A 22,424-nucleotide genomic window follows, 5' to 3' on the forward strand; every position below is an offset into this window, starting at 1 on the left:
CGCAAACTTCCTCGGCTTCGTCAAGCTCGCTGCCATCATGCTCTGGCTCAAATAATTAAATTGTCACTACAGCCTAGCGGCGGTCCTCGATCAGCGTGATCTTCTGCCAGATCTTGCGCGACAGGTTGGAGCTCAGATTCTCGATGTCGTTAACCCCGTCGATGACGACGTCGTCATTGACCGATTGTGCGAACAGCGCCGCGATCTTGCCGGTGATCGACAGCATCTCCGAGCAATAGTCCAGATAGCGCGCAAGGTCGGCCGCGTTGGTGATGCGCTGCGGCGAATGCGCGGTCGGCTTGAAGTCGGCCGACAACGCCGCCGGGTCCTTGGTCAGCTGGTGCATGTCGATGACGTGGATCAGCGAGCGCAGCCCGTGCAATTGCCGAAACACTTTCTTGCGTTTGATCCGCTCCTCCGTGCGGACCAGCGCCAGCAGTCCGAGCACCGCCAGGATGACGGTGTTGATCGTCGCCTCGATGCCTTGCATCGACTGCACGGCGTCGTCGGCGCCGGAGATGCGGTCGAGCGGCAGGATCGTGCCGACGAACAGGAACACCGCCACGCCGGCGGCGAAGGCGGCGATGATGACGCCGCGCAGCCACCAGATCGGCGTCTCCAGCGCCTTGGCCGCCTTCGCCAGATCCCGCGACAGCGACACCAGCTCGGCGGCGACGCCGCGCAGGCCTGCTTCCGGAAAACGCTCGCCGATCCGCCCCTCCAGCCTTTCGGCCGTCTCGATGATCAGTTGCGGGTCGAGCGCGCGATAGCGCATGGCGGCCTCACGAATCGCCCGGCGCGTTGGTGCGCCTGCCGTAACGATTCGGTCCCGGATCGCTGCGGAAACAGGAGAGGATGATGAGCAGGATGGGCCCGATCACCAGCGAGATCAGCGCGAAATAGGTCGGCTTGCCGAAATCATGGAAGCGCTTTGCCGTCACCGCGAACGTCGCCCAGGCCGAGATCAGCAGCACCCCCCAGCATATCATGGCCCAGTTCTGGCTGGCGGTGGTGTTCAGCTCCACCCGCGCGAACTGGTAGAACGGAAAGAACTGGACAAGCACCAGCAAAACCCCGGCCAGCGCATAGGCGACGGGGCTCAGCCGCCCCGAAAGACTGAAGAACAGCCAGAGGAATTGCGATCTTTCAGACAACCGCGTCCGCTCCGTCAAAGCATGTCTCCCGAAAGTGGGAACCGGTTTCGGGACAAAGACATGCGCAGGATCAAAAACCTAAAGCGCAGGGAGCGAATCTGAAAGATCGCGACGCGCTTTAGGCAGGATCAATCGCGCAGCAATTCGTTGATCGAGGTCTTGGAGCGGGTCTTGGCGTCGACGCGCTTGACGATCACGGCGCAGTAGAGGCTCGGACCCGGCTCATTGTTCGGGAAATTCTTGCCCGGCATCGAGCCGGCGACGACGACGGAATTCGGCGGTACCTCGCCGTAGAAAACCTCGCCGGTGGCGCGGTCGACGATCTTGGTCGACTGGCCGATGAAGACGCCCATGCCGAGCACCGAGCCTTCGCGCACGATGCAGCCTTCGACCACTTCGGAGCGCGCGCCAATGAAGCAATTATCCTCGATGATGGTCGGGCCGGCCTGCATCGGCTCCAGCACGCCGCCGATGCCGACGCCGCCGGAAAGATGCACGTTCTTGCCGATCTGGGCGCAGGAGCCGACCGAGGCCCAGGTGTCGACCATGGTGCCCGAATCGACATAGGCGCCGACATTGACGAAGGACGGCATCAGCACGGCGCCCGGCGCGACATAGGCCGAGCGGCGCACGACGGAGGACGGCACGGCGCGGAAGCCGGCCTTCTCGAAGTCGACCGCGCTCCAGCCGTCGAACTTCGACGGCACCTTGTCCCACCACACCGCCTGTCCGGGACCGCCCTTGATGATCTCCATCGGGTTCAGCCGGAAGGAGAGCAGCACTGCCTTCTTCAGCCACTGGTTGACGTGCCACTTGCCGTCATCCTGCCGCTCGGCGACGCGGGCGACGCCGCGATCGAGCAGGTCGAGCGCCGACTGGATGGCCTCGCGTGCCTCGCCGCGCGTCGCGGTCGAAATCGTGTCGCGCTCCTCGAAGGCCTTTTCGATGGTCTTTTCGAGGCTCGCCAGATCGGGCTTCGACATGATTTCGCTCCATTACCAAGCTGTTAAGGGGCTGCGCCTTAACCTGTTTAAAAGTCGCGCGGACCCTATGTTAAGGCTTAATGAGGGTCAATCGCGCCAGCGTCACGGGACGGCGCAAGTAAGGGAATTGGACGGGTGGATTCGATGACTCCCATGGAAAAGGCGGGATGGACCCCGCTGCCGCATTCGGATGAGGACCTGGAGCGCTCGAAAAGCGTGCCGGATACCCCGCAGACACGCGCCGAAACCTACCGGCTGGCCTGGAACGATCCCGATTTCATGACGCGGCGCGAATTGCGCGCCGTGCGGCTGCAGCTCGAGCTCCTGAAGCCGGAAATGATCCTGGCCGAACGCGGCATCCGCTCCACCGTGATCCTGTTCGGCGGCGCCCGTCTGCCCGAACCCGGCGGCGAGGCCTGGGCGGCGAAGAACGAGACGCAGAAGAAGAACCTCGAGGCGAACAGCAAATATTACGAGGAGGCGCGCAAATTCGCCCGTCTGTGCTCGCTGCAGTCGGCCACCTCCTATTACCGCGAATACGTCGTCGTCACCGGCGGCGGCCCTGGTGTCATGGAAGCGGGCAATCGCGGCGCCGACGATGTCGGCGCGCCGTCGATCGGCTTGAACATCGTTTTGCCGCACGAGCAGGCGCCCAACGCCTATGTCACGCCTGAGCTCTGCTTCAACTTCCACTATTTCGCCATCCGCAAGATGCATTTCGTCATGCGCGCCAAGGCGGTCGCGGTGTTTCCGGGCGGCTTCGGCACCATGGACGAGTTCTTCGAGACGCTGACGCTGATCCAGACGGGGCGCATGGAGCGCGTGCCGGTGATCCTGTTCGGCAAGGCGTTCTGGCAAAGGGCGATCGATCTCGATTTCCTCGCCGAGCAAGGCACGATCTCGCCCGGCGATCAGGACATCATCGATTTCGTCGACACCGCCGAGGAAGCCTGGGACATCATCCGCCGCTTCTACAAGCTTTAGAGCAATTCCAGGAAAAGTGTGGGCGGTTTTCCGCGAGGAATTGCGTCAAAACAAAGAGATAGAGCGGTTCGCCGTTTCCGTGAAAACGGGGAACGCTCTAGAGTCGGTCGGCTGCCTGCTGCCGCCTGCTATACCGGCAGCTCGACCAGCCAGCCATTCGAGTGCGCGAAGCGCACGATGGCCGCCCGTGAACGCAACTCGAGCTTCTCGGTTGCCCTGGTGCGGTAGGTCTCGATCGTCTTTATGCTGAGGTTGAGCCGAGACGAGATTTCCTTGTTGCTGTAGCCGAGCGCCACCAGCTGGATGACCGACCGCTCCCGTTCGCTGAGATTGCCGGGATCGCCCTGCGGGGCGCTGCGCGGGCTGAGCAGGCGCGCCGCGAGCGCCGGATCGACATAGTTGTCGCCGGCCAGCACGCAGCGTATGGCCTGCAGCAGATCCGTTGCGGTGGACCGCTTGACCACGAAGCCGCGCCCGCCGGCCGCAAGCACCTGACGCAGGCAGCCCGGGTCCTCATGCGCCGTCAGCGCTATGCAGCTGACCTCGGGAAAGCGCTCGCCGAGCCGTTCGATCAGCGTGACCCCGTTGACGCCCGGGAGCGATATGTCGACCACGGCGACATCGGGCAGCGCCTTGCCGATCCCTTCGAGGGCGTCGTCGGCATTCCCGGCCAGCCCGACGATCGTCAGATCGTCCTGGCTGTTGATCATCGCGCCGACCCCCGACAGGATGATCGGGTGGTCATCGACCACAAATATTCGCCTGCAGCACACCTTAAAACCTCCATCAGTCGATGAAAGAGCCCTTCACCAGGAAGCGGCCCTCTTGTTCTTGATGGTCTAGGCAACTGCCCCGCCTCATGCGGGACGCCCGTCTGTCTCGGCAAGCCGCGAGGCGGCTGCTGCGGGTAAAGCCATCCCCCGCCTAACCCATGATGCCCGGACTTTAAGCCGGGACTAAAGTCCGGGATGTGCGGCGCTTCACGTAACCCTTACGTTTACGGAAGAAGCCATTTCCGGCTTGATCACATTGATCGTACGAAACTGTCCCATCAGCCGGCGAGCGGCGCATCGGCATAGAGGGTGGTCCCCTTTCCCTTGGCGGTTTCAACCGACAATTTGCCACCCACCAGCGCAAGGCGCTCTCTCATTCCGGCAAGCCCCAGATGGCCGGGACCGGGCTCGGCGCCGCTGTCAAAGCCGCGGCCATCATCCTCGATCGTCAGGCGCATGCGATCGTCTTGAATATGCGCCGTGACGCTTACGCGGCTCGGCGCGGCATGCTTGCCGATATTGGTGAGAGCTTCCTGCGCAATCCGGTAAAGCGTCAGCGCGACTTCGGCGGGCAACGGGCTTGACAGGGCTTCGAGATCCATCTCGCATTGAATGCCGAGCTGGCCGCACAGCACGCTGGCCAGGTCCTCCACCGAGGCGCGCAGGCCGAGACGATCGAGATCCGCGGGTCTAAGGCTCCAGGCGGCGTCATGCACCCTGGCACTCAGCCGGTCGACAAGCATCGCGGCGCGCGCGAGACGCGCGTCCATCTCATGCGAGCCGTCGCGAACGATGTGCAATTCGAGCGCGACGCTGGCCAGCATCTGGCCCAGATCGTCATGCAGCTCGCGCGACAGGCGCAGGCGCTGCTCCTCCTGCACGGCAATCAAACGCCACGCCAGCCGACGGCGCAGGGCCTTGTCGTCCTTGCCCGTAGTCATACCCACCCACATCAACCCTTCTCTTCCCATTGCCGCCGCGGGGGTCGCAAGCCACCTGCGAGTCGGCGAGAAAAGGCATGAATGTCCGCGCAATATACACCCGCCAGACGCGTTTGGGCGTGTCAGATTTTTCCCGATCTCTTCGAATTTTCCTGACAGGGGCATCAGCAGAAAAACTGGCAGAGCCTGCCGATCAGCCCGAATGTATCGGCGCTATTTCTGCGTGCATCCTTTTTGCGTCCTCCCGGTCATCTCGAACTGGCCGGGAAGCTCAACGCAAACAAGGAGAACGTCATGAGAAAGATCATCCTGGCCGCGGCTGTCCTGGCGGCTCTGACTGGCACGGCATCCGCAGTGTCCATCGGTAGCGGTAACGGCAATGGCAACGGCAATGTCGGCGTCGGCAACGGCAACGGCAACGGCAATGCCAATACCGGCGCCTTCAACGGCAACTTCAACGGCAACGGCAACTTCGGCATCGGCAACGGCAACGGCAACGGCAATGCCAACATGGGTGCCTTCAACGGCAACTACAACGGCAACTTCAATGCCGGCATCGCCAACGGCAATGGCAACGGCAACGGCAACTTCGGCCTCGGCAACGGCAACGTGAACGGCAACGGCAACTTCGGCCTCGGGAACGGCAATGCCAACGGCAACGGCAACTGGGGCGCCGGCAACGGCAACGGAAACGGCAACGCCAACCACTAGCGCCGTCCAAACCGCTAGCGTCGCCAGGCTTCGACCTGGAAGACGCTGACGTCTCTGGGACCGCCGAGCCACGCGCCCGTCCCCCGCGCAAGGCTATCGCGACATGTCGCCGGCGGTCCCAGTCCTTTCCGAGCACAGAGAGTCCCTTTCCGAGCAGAGTCCCTTTTCAAGCAAGAGCCATGGAAGGAGTTCGCATATGAAACGGCGTGTCTTAGCGGCATTGTGCCTGGCATTGTTGAGCGCAACCGCGGCCAGGGCCGACACCACGACCGGCACCCAGGCCTTCAGCATGTCCCGCGTCCAGCAAACCGCCGGCCAGTACGGCCAATATATCGGTTCGAACGTCAGGAGCATGAACCCGCTGGGCTTCGCGGGCGACAATGTCGGCTACAAGAACAGCGGCAGCGGCAATATCGGCGCCTTCAACAGCGGCACCGGCAATGTCGGCGCGTTCAATGGCAACGCCAACACCTCCTCGACCAGCGGCAACGGCAATATCGGCGCCTTCAACGGGAACGGCAACACCGGCGAATATGACGGCAACGGCAACATCGGTTCCGGCAACGGCAACTTCAATGGCGGCTCGTTCAACGGCAACGGCAATGTCGGGTCCTTCAACGGCAACCGTAACGGTCAGGGAAACCATTGATGAACGGCCTGAAACCACCTGGGTTCGCTCCGTCTCGCAAGCGCCAGGTGGCGGCGCGGCTGCTTGACGGAAATGGCCTCGCGGTCGCCACTTTGCTTGCAGCGATGCTGGTCGCCGACGCCTCGACCCTGGTCAGGATTGCCGACCTGCCGATCGGTACCGGAGTCGCCAATGGCCTTGGCAACACCGGAAATTTCAACGGCAACGGGAATTCCGGCAATTTCAACGGCAATGGCAATAGTGGCAATTTCAACGGCAACGGCAATTCCGGGAGCTTCAGCGGCAATTTCAATGGCGGCAACTTCAACGGCAACGCCAATTGCGGCAACGGCTTCGGCAATGGCTATTCGTCGGACGGCAATGGCAACGGCAAGGGCGCCGCCGGCGCCCCGGACTGGTGCCGGTTTCTGAAGGACCTGAATGGCCGGCTGGGACTGCCGCCCGGCACGATTCCGGATTTCGATTAGGTGCCGACCGAGGGATTTGAAAAACCGCAGGCCCGTCGGCAGCCTAGATTTTTCGCCGGCCACGTCCGCACAAACGCCGGGGATAGGCTAAGGCCGCCCGAACCTCGTCATTCCAGGGCGGAGCAGCCGCGAAGCGGCGTCGCGCAGACCCTGGAATCCATTCCGTGACCCTGCTCGAAGAGTGCAGCGGAGAAGAATTCTGCACCGCGGCAACGCTCGGAGGTCACGGAATGGATCCTCGGGTCTGCGCGCGTCGCTTCGCTCCTTGCTCCGCCCGTGGATGACGATCGCGATGCGCGTTTCGGCCATTCGCCAAGGCATGCCAAGGCAAGCAGAGTTCAGGCCACGACTTCGACGATCGCCGTCAGGAAGCCGGCGAGATCGTCGGTGACGAAATCGACGTCGTCCTCGTTTGCCGGGTCGCGTTCCCAGATCTCCGAAAAGGTCGGTTCGAAATTGCGCGGCACCACCAGAACGGTCGTCATGCCGAGCGTTTTCGGCACGGCCAGATTGCGCGCCAGATCCTCGAACATCACCGCGTTGTGGCCGGTCACCGAGTGCAATTCGGCAAAGCGCTCATAGGTCTGGCGCTCCGGCTTGGGATTGAGCCCCGCCGCGACGATGTCGAAGATGGCGTCGAAATGCTCCAATATGCCGAGCTGGCGCGCAGTGCGCTCGGCATGCCTGCGGTCGCCGTTGGTGAAGATGAATTTGCGCCCGGGAAGCTGGCGGATCGCCGCGCCCAGCACCGGATCCGGCACCAGCCTCGAATAATCGATGTCGTGCACCTTCTCGAGAAAATCGTCCGGATCGATGCCGTGCCGTTTCATCAGCCCGTTCAGCGTCGTGCCGTATTCCAGGTAGAGCTCCTTCTGCAGCTTGCGCGCCTCGTCGCGCGAAAGCGTCAGCAGCTCGCCGACATAGGCGGTCATCTTGACGTCGATCTGCGCGAACAGATTCGAGTGATGCGGATAGAGCGTGTTGTCGAGGTCGAACACCCAGTCCGTGACATGGGCAAAGCGGGCGGGATCGGGTGTCGTTGTCATGGCTTTCTTATGGCATGCCGGCGCTGGACTTATCCACAACTTATACGGGTCACGAAGTGTGAAAATGGCGTCTCACTTCAAATTTTAAAAGTCTCGGAAAGGTCGCCTTTAACGCTTGCTGCCACAGAAGCTTTCCGTTGGGAGCAAGTGATGAGTCGCATATTTCTGAGGGCCGCTGCCGTGGCGTTCGCTTCGGTCGCTGCCTCGCTTTTGTTGACACTGATTGTCGTTCCGGCAATGGGCTTTCCGATGAGCCGCAGCGTCTGGCTGGCGTCGACGGTTTGCCCGCTCGTGCTCGCCTGGGCCGCCAGCGCCAGCAGCTTCTGGCAGAGCGACAGGTTGCAGAATGCGCATCGCGAGCTGGCCCGCGCCCATGCGCAGCTGGCCGCCGCTCATAGGCGCCTGTCGGAAAAGGCAAGCCGCGACGACATGACCGGCATGCTCAACCGCGAAACCTTCTTTGCCGCGCTCGATGGTTCGCGGCGCAAGAGCGATCGCGGCGCGCTGCTGATCATCGATGCCGACCACTTCAAGCGGATCAATGACAGCTACGGTCATTTGACCGGGGACGAAGCGCTGCTGTTGATCGCCGGCGCCATCGAGCGCGGCATTCGCGGCGGCGACGTGCTCGGCCGCATCGGCGGCGAGGAGTTCGCGGCCTTCCTGGTCGGCGCCACCGAAGTTGAAGCCAAGCATGTCGCCGAACGCATCCGCCGCGAGGTCGAGCTGATCCGGTTTCGCCCCGTCGACGAGCGCACCGTGCTGCTCACCGTCTCGATCGGCGGCATAACCTGCGGCGAGAGCGCGACCGTTTCCGATTTGATGCGCGCCGCCGATCGCAGGCTGTACGAGGCGAAGAACCGCGGCCGCAACCTTTCGATCCTCGACCGCGAACTTCCGGAAGCGGCATGAAGCCTCGCTGCAGGTGTTAGGAAAGCCTTATCCATGTCCATATTCAACCGCGCTAAACTTCCGGGTGTAACGTCGTTTTCACCTAGGTTTGGCACGGAATTGGCCTCCCGGGTGGCATGTGTGCCGTTCAGGAACGGCATGCGTGGATCGAGGCCCCTATCGAAAGACGTATCATGAGCAATTTCATGAAAAGAATGTCCCGCCGCGCCATCGTGCAGGCGCTGATCGCGCTGCCCGCGCTGTCGCTGTTCCGCAACCGCCCGGTCGTGGCCGAGCCCGACGAAATCGTCGAGATCAATGGCTGGATCCTGCGGCGGAGCGACCTGGCATGATCTTCGACAGCTACGAAGCCTATAAGCAGGCCGGCTTCAAACCCAAGGCCTGCATCCTCGGCTCCGGCCCGGCCGGCACGACGATCGCCAGGAAGCTCGGCGCCGCCGGCATTCCGGTCGTCGTGCTGGAGGCGGGCTCGCGCGAATTCAGCGACGAGTCGCAGGATTTCTACCGCGGCAAGACGGTCGGCGATTTCTATTTCGACCTCGACATCACCAGGCTGCGCTTCATGGGCGGCTCGTCCAACCACTGGGCCGGCTGGTGCCGCGTGCTCGACAAGCAGGACTTCGAGCCCAAGGCCTGGGCGCCGGACACCGGCTGGCCGATCAGCCGCGCCGACATCGAGCCCTATCTGGCGGAAGTCCACGACATCCTCGAGCTTCCCGATTTCCGCCCCGATGTCCCGGTTTCGGACGACATACGCTGGGTGCAGCTGATCAAGAGCCCGGCGGTGCGCTTCGGCGAGAAGTTCGCCGACGAGCTCGACCAGAGCAAGAACATCGCCGTCGTGCTCAACACCTACGCGACCGAGCTCATTGGCGACGGCAAGCGCGTCACCGGCGCGAAGCTGTGGTCGAACGGCCAGGAGGCCGGTACCCTCTCGGCCGACTATTTCGTCACCTGCACCGGCGGGCTGGAGAACTCGCGGCTGCTTCTGTGGTCGAACCAGCGTTCGAATGGCGGCGTGGTGCCGAATGCCACCGCGCTCGGCCGCTACTGGATGGAGCATCCGACCTTCGAGGGCGGCAACGCCATCCTAGCCAACTACTCGGAGTTCGAGGTCGACGGCTCGAACGAAGCCTTCTTCTCGCCGACGCTTGCGGCGATGGAGCGGCTGCAGATCATGAATTTCGGCATCCGCCTGATCGAGTCGCCCTATCCGAACGTCAAGAAGCTGATCGCCGATCTCGCCTGCACCGCGCCCAACATGGCGGAGTGGATGTCGTCCCAGCTTGACCAGAAGCTGCGCTGCGCCGCCCAGCTTTATGTCGCCTGGGAACAGGCGCCGCTGGCCTCGAACCAGATCGAGCTGTCGAAGGCCGATGTCGACCACGCAGGCGTGCCGCGCATCGAACTGCACTGGAAGAAGTCTCCGCTCGAGCGCCGCACCCTGCTCGAGGGCTTGAGGCTCTTCGGCACGACCATGGCGCAGAAGAATCTCGGCCGTGTCCGCATCGACGACTGGATCAGCAATGGCGCCGATTACCCGACCAATGAGGAAACGGCCGGCCACCACCATATGGGCGGCACCCGCATGGGCACCGATGTGTTGAAGAGCGTCGTCGACGCCAACTGCAAGGTGCATGGCATGGACAATCTCTATGTCGGCGGCTCCTCGGTGTTCTGCACGTCGGGCCAGTGCAACCCGACCACCACCATCACCGCGCTCGCCTGCCGGCTGGGCGAGCATCTCGGCAAGGTGATCGCCGTCTGAACGCACGAAGAGCAGACGGCGCCGGCGCCTGGATTGGCAACCGGCGCCGCCTTGGCGCGCCTTTTGGTGAAATTGCGAGCGCGCTACAGCCCGTAGACGGCGATGCGCGCGAGAACCGCCGCGGCGGCGAGCGCCACCAGCAGGATGCCGAGGCCGATGGGCGAACCCCAGCCATACCATTCCATCGCCAGCTTGGCGTATTTGTATTCTTCGGCCGGGGTCATCGACGCGCGGGTAGAGGTCTCGAACATTACATGTCTCCGTTTTGGCGACCGCTTAGGGCTCTTGCGTTGCGGGAGTCGCGGTCGCATATTGCTATTCTCGTCTTAATGTTAGACAGATTGATAGTTAGATGATCGAAATAAATTCGTCAAGCACGAAACGTGACGAGATGACCCGGGACGTCGGCCTCGCCGTCATGCGCTGGCAGGACGCCACGCAGGCCTATGACGAGGCGGTGGGGGCGCGGCTCGGGCTGATCGCGGCCGAACGGCATTGCCTCGGCCTGCTCTATGCCGGGCCACAATCGGCGGGCGCCGTCGCGGCGGCGACCGGGCTGACGCCGGCGGCGGTGACGGCGCTGATCGACCGGCTTGAGGCGCGCGGCTACGTCACCCGGACCCGGAGCCTGGAGGACAGGCGCAAGGTGGTGATCGAGGCGACCGAGCTGACCAGGGAATTGTCGGAGCGCTATTACGGTGCAATCGCACGGGAGGGCGAGAAGGTGGTGGCGAGCTTCAGCGATGCGGAGCTCGCGACCGTGCTGCGCTTCATCAATGCGGCGCTGGAACTGCAGAGCGAGCAACTGGCCAGGATCAAGGCCGAGCCCGGCAAGGCTTAACTAGAGGTTCTGCACAGGATGTTGAAAGGTTGCCGTTTGTCGACGGGCACAATTTTCACCGTTCCTTTCGGTGAAATCAGCGCAAACGCCGAGGATTGGCCGAAGCCTTCCAACCTCGTCATTCCAGGGCGGAGCAGCCGCGAAGCGGCGTCGCGGAGACCCTGGAATCCATTCCGTGACTTTGACCGAAGAACACAGCGGAGCAGAATTCTGCACCGCAGCAGCGCTCATGCGTCACGGAATGGATCCTCGGGTCTGCGCGCGTCGCTTCGCTCCTTGCTCCGCCCGTGGATGACGACTGGGTGGGCGTTTCGGCCAATCTCCAAGGCATGCCACCTGCCAGCGCAAACACAGCCAATCGGTCAAAATCCCTGTGCTGGAGAACTAATCGCAAAAGCTGCAAAGCGGCCCAGCTGCCTACCGGCAACTGAACCGCCCTGACACGTCGGTTGGGCGAAAACCGACCTCAGACCGTCGCCGGGTCGAGCGCCGGCTGACCCTTGAACCGCGAGACGATGCCGGCCAGATCGCCGCCGGCGAAAGCATCGCGCAGCGCATCGAAGGACGGCAGCACGAAATAGGCGCGCTGGAACTTGTCGATCTCATAGCCGGTGCGCATCACCGTCTCGAGCTTGAACGGCACATGGTGGGCCTCCTTGCTCTCGACCGCGAACTGCAACTCGGTGAAGGACGACATCAGCCCGGCGCCGAAGGCCTTCAGCGGCTGGCCAGGCTCCTGGATGAGGCCGTATTCGGCGCTGTACCAGTAGAGCCTGGTGATCATCTCGTCGCCGCCCAGCGCAATCACATCCTCCGCCTTTTCGCCATACATCTGCATGAAATCGGCGAACACCGGCTGGGTCAGGATCGGCACATGGCCGAAGAAATCATGGAACATGTCCGGCTCGACGATGTAGTCGAGCTCCTTTTCCGTCCGCAGCCAATTGGTGACCGGGAAGCGGCGGTTGGCGAGATGATCGAAGAACGGGCCGGCCGGGATCAGGCCCGGCACGGCGACGATCTCCCAGCCGGTCAGCTTGCTGAGCTTTTCGCTAACCGCGTCGAAATCCGGAATCCTGTCGAGCAGGCCGAGCGCCGCGACGCCGTCGAGATAAGAACGATGCGCGAGCTTCCTGGTCAGTTTCGTCTGGCGGTCGCACAGCGTGCGCCACACCGCCTGTTCCTCGGCCGAATAGCCGTAACCTTGCGCCACGGTGAAATCGCTGCGGCACACCGAATAGTCGCCGCGAAGGCCCTGCGCCGCGCATTCGGCGGCGTAATCGGCAACGCTGATCGTCATTGCTTCCTCCTCGAAGATCGTGATCCGTGGATCGTGACGCGGAGTTTAGAGGCGGCTGATGAGGCAAATCAGCCTTGTTTGTAGCTCGCAGGCAGATTTTGAGGTAAAATCACTCCGATCAACGAGAGATCGGGAAAACATGCCTCAATTCGACGATTTCGAGATAAAGATGCTCGACATCCTGCAGCGCGATGGCCGCAAGCCCGTTTCGGAGCTGGCGCAGGAGATCGGCCTGTCGACCACCCCTTGCGCGCGCCGCTTCGAGGCCTTGCAGGAAACCGGCATCATCAAGGGCTTTGCCGCCGTGCTCAGCCGCCGCGCCGTCGGCCTGACCGTCGAGGTGTTCATCCAGGTGCGGCTGGTCAGCCACAGCGACGGCTCGCCCGAAAGCTTCATCGCCGCCGTCCAGCGCATGGACGAGGTCTCGTCCTGTTGGACGATGACCGGCGACCACGATTTCCTGCTGCATGTCATGGTGCCGTCGGTCGACGATCTGAACGCCTTCGTCATGCACCGGCTGATGCGGCTGCCCGGCGTGCGCGACGTCCATACCCAGCTGGTGTTGCAGAACATCAAGGGGCCGGGCCACGTGCCGCTCAGCCATCTGCGGCGCTGAAGCAATTCCAGGAAAAGTGTGATGCGGTTTTCCGTCCGGAATTGCTTCAAAACAAAACTTCTCCCGAAAAGCTGCGGGGAAACTGCTGAACCGCGCCAAGGCGGCTTCGACATCGGCAACTAGCACAAGCGGACCAATATGGAGGTCCGCCTTGAACATCGTGCTGATCAATCCGCCGCACACGGCCATCGGCAGCCGCGTGCCCGACGACCACTTGCCGCCGCTCGGCCTGTTGGCGATCGGCGGCCCGCTGATCGATTCCGGCCATCAGGTGTGCCTTGTCGATGCCGAGTTCGGGCCGATGCCGCTTGGCGAGCTGGTCGGCGATGCTCTGCGCGACGATCCGGACTTCGTCCTGATCGGCCATTCCGGCTCGACCTCGGCGCATCCGACGGCCTTGCGCATCGCCGAGATGATCAAGGCGCGCGCGCCGGGCGTCATCGTCATTTATGGCGGCGTCTTCCCGACCTATCACTGGCGCGACATCCTGGCCGCGACCGACGTCTTCGACTTCATCGTGCGCGGCGAGGGCGAGGCGACCGCGACGGCGTTGGTCGAGGCGATCGAAATGCGCCAGCCGGTGGCAAGCGTCGCCGGCATCGCCTATCGCGACGACCTTGGCCGTCCCGTCGCCACGCAAGCTGCCATGACCATTGCCGATCTCGACGCCTGGCGCGTCGGCTGGGAACTGATCGATCATCGCCGCTACTCCTATTGGGGCGGCAAGCGGGCGGTGGTCATGCAGTTCTCGCGCGGCTGTCCGCATCTGTGCAACTATTGCGGCCAGCGTGGGTTCTGGACCCGCTGGCGGCATCGCGACCCGGTGAAATTCGCCAAGGAAATCGCCTGGCTGCATCGCGAGCATGGCGTCGAGCTGATCAACCTGGCGGACGAGAACCCGACCTCCTCGAAGAAGGCCTGGCGCGCCTTTCTCGACGCCATGATTGCCGAGAACGTGCCGGTGCTGATCGTCGGCTCGACCCGCGCCGACGACATCGTGCGCGACGCCGACAGCCTGCATCTCTACCGCAAGGCAGGCGTCATTCGCTGGCTGCTCGGCATGGAGAATACCGACGAGGAAACGCTGTCGCTGATCCGCAAGGGCGGCAGCACCAAGTCCGACCGTGAGGCGATCCGGCTGCTGCGCCGGCACGGCATCCTGTCGATGGCGACCTGGGTTGCCGGCTTCGAGGACGAAACCTTGCGCGATCTCTGGCGCGGCTTCCGCCAGCTCATTGCCTATGATCCCGACCAGATCCAGGCGCTCTATGTCACGCCGCATCGCTGGACGCCGTTCTTCCGCATCGCCAGCGACCGCAAGGTGATCCAGAAGGACGTGCGCCTCTGGGACTACAAACACCAGGTGCTGCAAATGACCCGGCTGAAGCCATGGAAGCTGTTCTTCGCCGTCAAGCTGATCGAGGTCGCGGTGCAGTCGCGCCCGAAGGCGCTGGCGCGGATTCTCTTCCACCCCGATCCCGAGCAGCGCCATTCGATGCGCTGGTACACCAGGATGGGCCGCCGCGTCTGGTTCCGCGAAGTCTGGGGGTTTCTGGCCCGCGACCGCCGCGTCACGGACGGCCCGACGCTCGCCGATTTCTGGGGCGCGCCGCAGGACGCCGAGGAGGAATCGATGATCGTCAGGCGGCCGGCCGGAAAACCGGTCGTGCCTGTCATCGAAGATCAGAGAAGATTAGCCGGCTGATTACGGCAGCTCACGGTCAAGCGGCGAACTTGCCCGCTCTTCCTTACGGAACGATCAGCGTGCCGGCGCCATGCTCGGTGAAGAGCTCGAGCAGCACCGAATGCGGCGTCTTGCCGTTGAGGATGACGACGCCTTCGACGCCGCGCTCGATCGCCTCGATGCAGGTCTCGACCTTCGGGATCATGCCGCCCGACACCGTGCCGTCCTTGATCAGCGCCTTGGCCTCGGCGACCGTCAGCTCGTCGATCAGCTTCTTGTTCTTGTCGAGCACGCCCGGCACGTCGGTGAGGAACAAGAGGCGCGAGGCGCGGCAGGCACCGGCGATGGCGCCGGCAAACGTGTCGGCGTTGATGTTGTAGGTGTGGCCGTCGCGGCCGGGCGCCACAGGCGCCAACACCGGGATCATCTCCGAGCGCGCCAGAAGGTCGAGCAGCGTGCGGTCGACCTCGACCGGCTCGCCGACGAAGCCGAGATCCAGCACCCGTTCGATGTTGGAGTCCGGGTCGAGCATGGTCTTGCGCGCCTTTTCGGCGAACACCATGTTGCCGTCCTTGCCGCAGAGCCCGATCGCCCATTCGCCCTCGGCGTTGATCAGCGCCACGATCTCCTTGTTGATCGAGCCGGCCAGCACCATCTCGACGATCTCGACCGTCTTCTGGTCGGTGACGCGCAAGCCGCCCTCGAATTTGGATTCGATGCCCATCTTGGAAAGCATCGCGCCGATCTGCGGCCCGCCGCCATGCACGACGATCGGGTTGACCCCCGACTGTTTCAAAAGCGCGATGTCGCGGGCGAACGCCTTGCCGAGCTCATGGTCGCCCATGGCGTGGCCGCCATATTTCACCACCACCGTCTTGTTCTCGTAGCGCTGCATGTAAGGCAGCGCGCGCGAGAGCAGCGCGGCCTGCATTTCGGCGTTGGCGGCGACGTCCGTCATCGGTGTGATCCTGGCTAGCTTGAATGGCGGCCTCATAGCGGGAATTGCCGCAGGCCGCAAACAGCTTTGCGGTCACAAAGATGAAATTGTGCGTGGTCTTTGGCGATAGCGTGCATGGCAGCTTGGCGCATGCATTGTCTAATGTAGCGCTGGTCGACCCCCACTCCGTCTCGGCTTCGCCGAGCCACCTCTCCCCCGATCGACGGGGGAGAGGAAAGGCGCCAAGCTTTTTGCCGTCAGCGCTCGTCCAGCAAGGCTCCCTTCCTTTCCCTCCGGAGGGGGGAAAGGTGGCGCTGCGAAGCAGCGACGGATTGGGGGAACCACCTGGCAATCAAGCCTTCCGCCGATCAGTCGCGCCAGATAGCTCGGCGAAGCCGAGACGGAGAGAGGGAACGCCCTATGTGATTAAGCCGGCACCTTGAGCGGCGCGCGCCGCTTCAGCCAACCCGAGAGTTTCTCCATCTGCGCGGCCAAGGACAACAGCGTCTCCTCGTCGCCCGGCCGGCCCGCGGCCTGAATGCCGAGCGGTAGGCCGTCGGCGGTAACATGCACCGGCAGCGCGATCGACGGCTGGCCGCTGACATTCTGGATCGCTGGCCAGTGGGTGAACCACAGGCTCTTGTCCATCAGCTGGCCGAAGAACGACTTGATCTTGAGCAGTCCGGTGAGACGCAATTTGTCGAGCAGGTTCTCGATGAATTCGTCGGCGCCCTTGGGGTCCATCGAACCGCAGGCCAGAGGCGGATGCGCGATGATCGGCATCAGCACGGCATCGTAACGCGCGGTCTCCTCGATCAACCGCCTTGCCGTGGCGTTGAGACGCTGCACGCCGTCATAGACTTCGCCGGCGGACAGCATTTCGCCGAGGCGGCCGAGCACGCGGGTGGCGCGCTCAACCTCGCCGATTACCGGGCGGCCGACGCGCCGTGCCTCCGACCGCATCGTGCCGGCGACCGCCGCGGCCACCGTCTTGCAGAAATCGGCGATGAAGTCGCGGCCGATGAAAGGCAGGTCGATTTCCTCCACCGTATGTCCGCCCTCGCGCGCCAGCGCCACCGCGGTGTCGAGCGCCGCAATCGTCTCCGCGGATATCGGCAGGCCGAGCGGCGACTTGCGGTAGACGGCGAGGCTGAGCTTGCCCGGGTCGCGCGCCGCCGCCACCGCGAAGAAGCCTTTCGGCGCGCGCGCCGCATACGGTGAGAGCGGGTCGGCGCCGTGCGTCAGGTCGAGCAGAAGCGCGGTGTCGCGCACCGAACGGCTGACGGCGTGGTCGACCACCATGCCGTACCAGCTTTCGCTGGTCAGCGGCGTCAGCGGCACGCGGCCGCGCGAGGTCTTCAAGCCCACCAGCCCGCTGCAGGCCGAGGGCACCCTGATCGAGCCGCCGCCGTCGGAGGCGTGCGCCGCCGGCACCACGCCGGCCGCCACCAGCGCCGCGGCGCCGCCCGACGAGCCGCCAGTGGTGTGGCCTGTGTTCCAGGGGTTGCGGGTGATGCCGAAGCGGGCCGACTCCGTCATCAGCCTGAGCCCGTGCTCGGGCGAGGTGCTGGTGGCGATCGGGATCAGGCCGGCGGCGAGATGGCGCTCGACCATCACCGAGTTGAAATCGGCGGTGAAAGGCGGGATGCGACTGCCGCCATGGATCGGTACGCCCTTGAGGCCGATGCCGAGATCCTTGAGTGCGAACGGTACGCCGGCCAGCGGCAGCGTGCGGTCGACGGTCTTGGCCCGCGTTCGCGCGGCGTCGTAAAGCGGCGTGGCGATGGCGTTGATGTCGGGCCGCGTCGCCTCGGCGCGCGCGATCGCCGCGTCGACCAGCTCCTGCGGCGCGATTTCGCCCCGATGCACGAGCTCGCCAAGCCCCGTCGCATCCTGTTCCCAAAGCACGCGCTCGATCGACATCCGCATCCCCGATTTTCGGAAAGGCTAGAGCAATTCCAGGAAAAGTGTGAGCGGTTTTCCGTCCGCAATTGCGTCAAGACAAGGAGTAGGGAGATAGAGCGGCTCGCCGTTTGCGTGAAACGGTGAAACGCTCGGGCGGCGCCCGATTTGCTTGGCAACGACCCAATGCGGAGCGAGCCGGGGACCCGTTGCAAATAAATTGCAATCTTCTAATTTGCCGCTATGGCGCCGCAGGACATCAGCAAGCTGATCGTCCGGACTTCGATGAAGGACCGGGCTGCGTTCGATCTGCTCTACAGGCAGACCAGCGCGAAACTTTTCGGCGTTTGCCTTCGTGTCTTGAACGACAGGGGTGATGCGGAAGAGGCGCTGCAGGAGGTCTTCGTCAAGATTTGGACGAAGGCGGATCGTTTCGCGGTTTCCGATCTGAGCCCGATCTCCTGGCTGGTGGCCATTGCGCGCAACCATGCGATCGATCGCATCCGGGCGCGGCGCAGTCCTTCTGCCAACATCGATACGGCCCTCGACGTCGCTGACCCGACGCCTGGACCCGAGGCCATGGCTGTTGCGGGCGGCGAGACCGAACGCATCTACCATTGTCTCGACGAACTGGAGAAAGACCGGGCGGCGGCCGTCCGGGGCGCCTATTTGAGCGGCGAAAGCTATGCCGAACTGGCGGAGCGCTTCAAGGTTCCGTTGAACACGATGCGGACTTGGCTGCGGCGAAGCCTGCTGAAACTGAGAGAATGCCTGGAAAGATGACGCTGGCGGAAGACAACGGACCGGAACGTGGAGGCGACGACCTGCTCGCCGCCGAATACGTTCTCGGCGTTCTGCCAGCCGACGAACGCCAGATCGCGTCCCGTCGCATCGATACCGAGACGGCGTTCGCCCGCCTGGTCGATGCCTGGGAGGTCCACTTCGCGCCGATAGCCGCCGCCTATGCCGCGGTCGAGCCGCAGGCTTCGGTCAAGGTGGCGATCGACCGCCGCCTGTTCGCGTCGACCGCTTCCACATCCCCGGCGCCCGGTGCCAGCCTGTGGACGAACCTTGCCTTCTGGCGCGGCCTCGCCGCCGCGGCCATTGCCGCTTTGGCGGTCTATGTCGCCCTGCCTTTCGTCAATCCACCGGTCACGCAGCCTCAGACCAGGCTGGTCGCCTCGCTGGCCGCCGACAACAGCCCCGTCAAATACCTCGCCGTCTATGACGCCGCCCGCCATGAGGTCGGCCTGTCGCTGGTCTCCGGCGAGCGTGGCGCCGGCAAGGACTTCGAGCTGTGGATGATCGAGGGCAAGAACGCGCCGGTCTCGATGGGCGTTATCCCGGCCGGCCAGACCGCGCGCATGGCCGTTACGCCGGCTGTCCAGCAGAAGCTCGCGCAGGGCGCCGTGCTCGCCGTCAGCCTCGAGCCTTCGGGCGGTTCTCCGACCGGCCAGCCCACCGGCCCCGTCGTCGCCGCGGGTGACCTGAAGGGCATCTGATCGACGCTTCGGCAGAGTCAAAATCATAAAGACTAACTGAAGTGGATCTTTCGGTTGTCACCGAAAGGAGCAGTCTGCTGTTGCCATCAGTGGCGCGAACGAAATAAATCGAACGAAGAAAAAATTCGCAACGGCGGTGAAACTAACGTTCCGGCACCTCCGTATCTTCTCGCGTTCCCAAGGACGGGAAAAACAACCCGAGGAGACTGACACAATGCGTAAACTCGCCACCCTTTTGCTTGCCTCTACGCTCGGCCTTTCCGTGATCGGTGCCGTTGCCTATGCCAATCCGATGGTCGGCGGCGCGCCGATGTATGCCAAGAAGAACATCATCGAGAACGCCGTCAATTCTAAGGACCACACCACGCTGGTCGCCGCCGTCAAGGCCGCCGGCTTGGTCGACACGCTGCAGGGCGCCGGTCCGTTTACTGTCTTCGCGCCGACCAATGAAGCGTTTGCCGCACTGCCCCCCGGCACGGTCGACACGCTGCTCAAGCCCGAGAACAAGGACAAGCTGACCAAGGTGCTGACCTGCCATGTCATCGCCGCCAAGGCGCTGGCCGCCGATGTCGCCAAGATGGCCAAGGCCGATGGCGGCGCGCACCAGGTCAAGACGGTCGGCGGCTGCGCGCTGACGCTGAAGTCGGAGAAAGGCAAGGTCACCGTCACCGACGAGAACGGCAATGTCGCCCACGTCACCATCGCCGATGTCCGCCAGTCGAACGGCGTCATCCACGTCATCGACAAGGTTCTCTTGCCGAAGATGTAACAAAGCGGGCCTGGCCGGCGAAGACATGGCTGAGCGCCGGCCGCAACATCCAAGATCCGCGCCGCCGGCAAGGGTGTGCTCCGCGTCGTCCCGTAAGGGCGGCGCGGAGTTGCATCATCAATATAAGCGTATAGGGCGTCACCGGCTTTTGATTTCCGGGTGGTGCTTTATCTTGGCAAAATATCTCAGGAGGAACGGCCATGAACCGTCGCGATTTTCTCTGGAGCGGCGCCGCCGCCACCGCTCTCATCGTCGGAACCGGAGCGATGCTGCGCGCCGGCGGGCCGAAGCCGGCTCTTGCCGCCGAGACCTTCGAGGTCACCAAGACCGAAGCCGAATGGCACGCCATCCTGTCCGACGAGGCCTTCGACGTGCTGCGCAAGCAAGGCACCGAATATCCGGGCACCAGCCCGCTGCTCAACGAGCATCGAAAGGGCATCTTCGCCTGCGCCGGCTGCGACCTGCCGGTCTATTCGTCTGAGACGAAATTTGATTCCGGCACCGGTTGGCCGAGCTTCTGGCAGGAGATCCCCAAGGCTATCGGCGAGACCGTCGACCGCTCGCTCGGCATGACTCGCACCGAGGTTCACTGCCGCCGCTGCGGCGGTCATCTCGGCCACGTCTTCGACGACGGCCCGCCGCCCACCGGCCTGCGCCACTGCATCAACGGCGTGGCGCTGAGCTTCAAGCCGGCCGCCGCCTGAGCGAGGCTGCGGCGGCCCCCGTAAGATTTCGGCCATCCGCTAAAAAACATAACCCCGGAAATCGGTGTCGATTTCCGGGGTCATGCATGAGGGGCGCCAGGCGGGGGATCCAGCGCGCCTCAATGGCCTCCGCCGCCACCGCCGCCCTGCGGGGCCGGCTTGTTGATGAACAGCACGAAGAACCCAAGCGAAGCGAACAGCACGGTCAGCATCATGAACACGTCCATGAAGGACAACAGCGCCGCCTGCTGCTGGACCATGCCCGACAGTTTCGAGATCGCGGCCGTCGTGGCATCGAGCCCGGCGGTCTGCTCGAAATTCAGCGTCATGTTCTGCAGCTTGTTCTGAGCGGCGGCACTGCCCCACTGCACATGCTCGGCGAGCCGTGCATAGTGGAAGGCGTTGCGGTCGATCAGCACCGTGTTGATCACCGCAAGGCCGACGGCGCCGCCGAGATTGCGGGTCAGGTTGAACAGGCCGGACGCATTCTTCAGCCGTTCCGGCGGCAGCGTGCCCAGCGCAATGTTGTTGATCGGCACCATGCACAGCATCATCGAGCAGCCGCGCAGGATCTGCGGGATGAGTAGCTCGTAGAAATCCCAGTCGGCGGTGAGATGCGTCATCCACCATGTGCCGGTGGCGAAGCCGAGGAAGCCGATCATCATCATCAGCCGCAGGTCGATCTTGTTCGACAGGATGCCGGCAATAGGCGCGGTGAAAAACATCGCCATGCCGCTGACGAACAGCGCCTCGCCGATCATCATCGAATCGTAACCGCGGATACGGCCGAGGAACACCGGATAGAGGTAGGTCAGCCCGTAAAGGCCGATGCCGACGACGAACGAGAACAGCGAGCCGAAGGCGAAGTTGACGTTGCTGAAGGCCCTGAGGTCGACGATCGGCTCCTCGGCGGTGAAGACGCGCCAGAAGAAGATGATGCCGCCGATGGTCATGACGATGGCGCAGGCGAAGACCGCCGGCTCCTGCAGCCAGTCGTGGTTGGGGCCTTCCTCCAGCACATACTCCATGCAGCCGAGGAAGGCGGCCATGCCGGCCAGGCCCCACCAGTCGAACTTGGAGAACAGTTTCAGGTTCGGCTTGTCGAAGTCGATCAGCGACCAGGCCGCCGTCGCCACCAGGATGCCGGGGACCACATTGATCAGGAACAGCCAGTGCCAGGACATGGCGTGGCTGATATAGCCGCCCACCGTCGGGCCGATCGTCGGCGCCAGCGTCGCCACCAGGCCGATCATCGGCGAGACGACGGCGCGCTTGGAGGGCGGGAAGATGGTGAAGGCGGCCGCGAAGACGCTGGGGATCATGCCGCCGCCGATGAAGCCCTGGATGGCGCGGTAGACGATCATCTGGTCGATGTTGGTGGCGGTCGCGGCAAGTGCGCTGGCCGCGGTAAAGCCGGCCGCGGCGGTGGTGAACAAAACGCGCGTCGACAGCATGCGGCTGAGGAAGCCCGACAGCGGGATCATCACCACTTCGGCGATCAGATAGGCGGTCTGCACCCACGGGATCTCGTCGGAGCTGGCGCTCAAGCCCGCCTGGATTTCGGCGAGCGAGGCCGAGACGATCTGGATGTCGAGGATCGCCATGAACATGCCGAACACCATCGCCAGGAAGGCGATGACGCGGCGCACCGGCATATGGTCCGCCGGCAGGGCCGGCGCGGCAGCGACCGGACGACCCGGTACTGATCCTGCGGTGATGGTTGCGGTTGCCATGTCATGGCCTCCCTAGGCAATTCCAGGGACAGGCGCGTGGCGGTCCCG

General features: G+C 63.7%; 25 protein-coding genes. 14 read left to right on the forward strand and 11 right to left on the reverse strand.

The annotated features are described in order from the left end of the window. Nucleotides 1-73: 73 nt before the first annotated feature. The 3 genes from KVT37_RS19980 to dapD form a co-directional block, all read right to left on the reverse strand. Nucleotides 74-775 (reverse strand): hypothetical protein, encoded by a 702-nt coding sequence (locus KVT37_RS19980; protein WP_217576209.1) that lies wholly within the window; start codon nucleotides 773-775, stop codon nucleotides 74-76. 7 nt (nucleotides 776-782) lie between these two features. Continuing rightward, nucleotides 783-1,154, reverse strand: a complete 372-nt coding sequence (locus KVT37_RS19985; protein WP_217576211.1) for a DUF805 domain-containing protein — start codon at nucleotides 1,152-1,154, stop codon at nucleotides 783-785. A gap of 128 nt (nucleotides 1,155-1,282) precedes the next feature. Then, nucleotides 1,283-2,137, reverse strand: a complete 855-nt coding sequence (gene dapD, locus KVT37_RS19990) for a 2,3,4,5-tetrahydropyridine-2,6-dicarboxylate N-succinyltransferase (protein ID WP_217576213.1) — start codon at nucleotides 2,135-2,137, stop codon at nucleotides 1,283-1,285. 144 nt (nucleotides 2,138-2,281) lie between these two features. Here dapD and KVT37_RS19995 point away from each other — a divergent pair, with 144 nt between their 5' ends. Then, a complete protein-coding gene (locus KVT37_RS19995; RefSeq protein WP_217576215.1) occupies nucleotides 2,282-3,121 on the forward strand; it encodes an LOG family protein in 840 nt (279 codons plus the stop codon). 128 nt (nucleotides 3,122-3,249) lie between these two features. Here the strand turns inward: KVT37_RS19995 and KVT37_RS33945 are convergent, their stop codons facing one another. Beyond that, on the reverse strand, nucleotides 3,250-3,873 hold the full coding sequence (locus KVT37_RS33945) for a response regulator transcription factor (protein ID WP_308642670.1): 624 nt from the start codon (nucleotides 3,871-3,873) through the stop codon (nucleotides 3,250-3,252). A 299-nt stretch (nucleotides 3,874-4,172) separates the two neighbouring features. Then, complete coding sequence (locus tag KVT37_RS20005; RefSeq protein ID WP_254634148.1) at nucleotides 4,173-4,835, reverse strand: sensor histidine kinase; 663 nt, start codon at nucleotides 4,833-4,835, stop codon at nucleotides 4,173-4,175. A 294-nt stretch (nucleotides 4,836-5,129) separates the two neighbouring features. Here KVT37_RS20005 and KVT37_RS20010 point away from each other — a divergent pair, with 294 nt between their 5' ends. The 3 genes from KVT37_RS20010 to KVT37_RS20020 all read left to right on the forward strand — a co-directional run bounded on the left by KVT37_RS20010 (nucleotide 5,130) and on the right by KVT37_RS20020 (nucleotide 6,662). Beyond that, nucleotides 5,130-5,546, forward strand: a complete 417-nt coding sequence (locus tag KVT37_RS20010; RefSeq protein ID WP_217576219.1) for a hypothetical protein — start codon at nucleotides 5,130-5,132, stop codon at nucleotides 5,544-5,546. A gap of 196 nt (nucleotides 5,547-5,742) precedes the next feature. Next, the gene (locus KVT37_RS20015; protein WP_217576221.1) at nucleotides 5,743-6,195 is read left to right on the forward strand and encodes a hypothetical protein; all 453 of its coding nucleotides are present in this window, start codon (nucleotides 5,743-5,745) and stop codon (nucleotides 6,193-6,195) included. Then, nucleotides 6,195-6,662, forward strand: a complete 468-nt coding sequence (locus KVT37_RS20020) for a hypothetical protein (protein WP_217576223.1) — start codon at nucleotides 6,195-6,197, stop codon at nucleotides 6,660-6,662. Before KVT37_RS20015 ends, KVT37_RS20020 begins: the two co-directional genes overlap by 1 nt. A gap of 338 nt (nucleotides 6,663-7,000) precedes the next feature. On the opposite strand, the gene KVT37_RS20025 is transcribed toward KVT37_RS20020, so the two are convergent. After that, nucleotides 7,001-7,708, reverse strand: coding sequence for a pyrimidine 5'-nucleotidase (locus tag KVT37_RS20025; RefSeq protein ID WP_127226836.1), 708 nt, complete (start codon nucleotides 7,706-7,708; stop codon nucleotides 7,001-7,003). A gap of 150 nt (nucleotides 7,709-7,858) precedes the next feature. On the opposite strand from KVT37_RS20025, the gene KVT37_RS20030 reads away from it, so the two are divergent. From KVT37_RS20030 to KVT37_RS20040, 3 genes are all read left to right on the forward strand, one after another. Then, the gene (locus tag KVT37_RS20030) at nucleotides 7,859-8,620 is read left to right on the forward strand and encodes a GGDEF domain-containing protein (RefSeq protein ID WP_217576225.1); all 762 of its coding nucleotides are present in this window, start codon (nucleotides 7,859-7,861) and stop codon (nucleotides 8,618-8,620) included. 185 nt (nucleotides 8,621-8,805) lie between these two features. Then, the gene (locus tag KVT37_RS20035) at nucleotides 8,806-8,952 is read left to right on the forward strand and encodes a hypothetical protein (protein ID WP_217576543.1); all 147 of its coding nucleotides are present in this window, start codon (nucleotides 8,806-8,808) and stop codon (nucleotides 8,950-8,952) included. Then, on the forward strand, nucleotides 8,949-10,388 hold the full coding sequence (locus KVT37_RS20040; RefSeq protein WP_217576227.1) for a GMC oxidoreductase: 1,440 nt from the start codon (nucleotides 8,949-8,951) through the stop codon (nucleotides 10,386-10,388). Before KVT37_RS20035 ends, KVT37_RS20040 begins: the two co-directional genes overlap by 4 nt. A gap of 83 nt (nucleotides 10,389-10,471) precedes the next feature. On the opposite strand, the gene KVT37_RS20045 is transcribed toward KVT37_RS20040, so the two are convergent. Next, nucleotides 10,472-10,639, reverse strand: a complete 168-nt coding sequence (locus tag KVT37_RS20045) for a hypothetical protein (protein ID WP_217576229.1) — start codon at nucleotides 10,637-10,639, stop codon at nucleotides 10,472-10,474. A gap of 101 nt (nucleotides 10,640-10,740) precedes the next feature. Here KVT37_RS20045 and KVT37_RS20050 point away from each other — a divergent pair, with 101 nt between their 5' ends. Beyond that, a complete protein-coding gene (locus KVT37_RS20050; RefSeq protein ID WP_217576231.1) occupies nucleotides 10,741-11,229 on the forward strand; it encodes a MarR family winged helix-turn-helix transcriptional regulator in 489 nt (162 codons plus the stop codon). A 466-nt stretch (nucleotides 11,230-11,695) separates the two neighbouring features. Here KVT37_RS20050 and phhA read toward each other — a convergent pair whose 3' ends face one another. After that, nucleotides 11,696-12,529, reverse strand: coding sequence for a phenylalanine 4-monooxygenase (gene phhA / locus KVT37_RS20055; RefSeq protein ID WP_217576233.1), 834 nt, complete (start codon nucleotides 12,527-12,529; stop codon nucleotides 11,696-11,698). Between the two features lie 139 nt (nucleotides 12,530-12,668). Between phhA and KVT37_RS20060 the strand changes: the two genes are divergently transcribed. Beyond that, the gene (locus KVT37_RS20060) at nucleotides 12,669-13,145 is read left to right on the forward strand and encodes an Lrp/AsnC family transcriptional regulator (protein ID WP_040984916.1); all 477 of its coding nucleotides are present in this window, start codon (nucleotides 12,669-12,671) and stop codon (nucleotides 13,143-13,145) included. 151 nt (nucleotides 13,146-13,296) lie between these two features. Next, nucleotides 13,297-14,850, forward strand: a complete 1,554-nt coding sequence (gene bchE, locus KVT37_RS20065) for a magnesium-protoporphyrin IX monomethyl ester anaerobic oxidative cyclase (RefSeq protein WP_217576235.1) — start codon at nucleotides 13,297-13,299, stop codon at nucleotides 14,848-14,850. Between the two features lie 43 nt (nucleotides 14,851-14,893). Here bchE and argB read toward each other — a convergent pair whose 3' ends face one another. Both argB and KVT37_RS20075 read right to left on the reverse strand, forming a co-directional pair. Beyond that, nucleotides 14,894-15,787 carry an acetylglutamate kinase gene (gene argB, locus KVT37_RS20070; RefSeq protein WP_217576237.1) on the reverse strand — a complete coding sequence of 298 codons (894 nt, stop codon included), beginning with the start codon at nucleotides 15,785-15,787 and terminating at the stop codon, nucleotides 14,894-14,896. Nucleotides 15,788-16,192: 405 nt separating this feature from the next. Continuing rightward, on the reverse strand, nucleotides 16,193-17,689 hold the full coding sequence (locus tag KVT37_RS20075; protein WP_217576239.1) for an amidase: 1,497 nt from the start codon (nucleotides 17,687-17,689) through the stop codon (nucleotides 16,193-16,195). A gap of 222 nt (nucleotides 17,690-17,911) precedes the next feature. On the opposite strand from KVT37_RS20075, the gene KVT37_RS20080 reads away from it, so the two are divergent. The 4 genes from KVT37_RS20080 (at nucleotide 17,912) to msrB (ending at nucleotide 20,643) form a co-directional block, all read left to right on the forward strand. Beyond that, complete coding sequence (locus KVT37_RS20080) at nucleotides 17,912-18,451, forward strand: sigma-70 family RNA polymerase sigma factor (protein WP_217576241.1); 540 nt, start codon at nucleotides 17,912-17,914, stop codon at nucleotides 18,449-18,451. Then, entirely contained in the window at nucleotides 18,448-19,170 is a 723-nt protein-coding gene (locus tag KVT37_RS20085) for an anti-sigma factor (protein ID WP_217576510.1), read from the forward strand. The genes KVT37_RS20080 and KVT37_RS20085 overlap by 4 nt, the downstream gene beginning before the upstream one ends. Before the next feature lie 292 nt (nucleotides 19,171-19,462). Next, nucleotides 19,463-19,939, forward strand: coding sequence for a fasciclin domain-containing protein (locus KVT37_RS20090; protein WP_254634149.1), 477 nt, complete (start codon nucleotides 19,463-19,465; stop codon nucleotides 19,937-19,939). Nucleotides 19,940-20,139: 200 nt separating this feature from the next. Then, nucleotides 20,140-20,643, forward strand: coding sequence for a peptide-methionine (R)-S-oxide reductase MsrB (gene msrB / locus KVT37_RS20095; RefSeq protein WP_217576245.1), 504 nt, complete (start codon nucleotides 20,140-20,142; stop codon nucleotides 20,641-20,643). 119 nt (nucleotides 20,644-20,762) lie between these two features. On the opposite strand, the gene KVT37_RS20100 is transcribed toward msrB, so the two are convergent. Beyond that, nucleotides 20,763-22,376 (reverse strand): DHA2 family efflux MFS transporter permease subunit, encoded by a 1,614-nt coding sequence (locus tag KVT37_RS20100; protein WP_217576247.1) that lies wholly within the window; start codon nucleotides 22,374-22,376, stop codon nucleotides 20,763-20,765. Nucleotides 22,377-22,424 lie beyond the last annotated feature (48 nt).

The sequence above is a fragment of the Mesorhizobium sp. GbtcB19 genome, from assembly GCF_019091085.1.
In the GTDB taxonomy this organism is placed as follows: domain Bacteria; phylum Pseudomonadota; class Alphaproteobacteria; order Rhizobiales; family Rhizobiaceae; genus Mesorhizobium.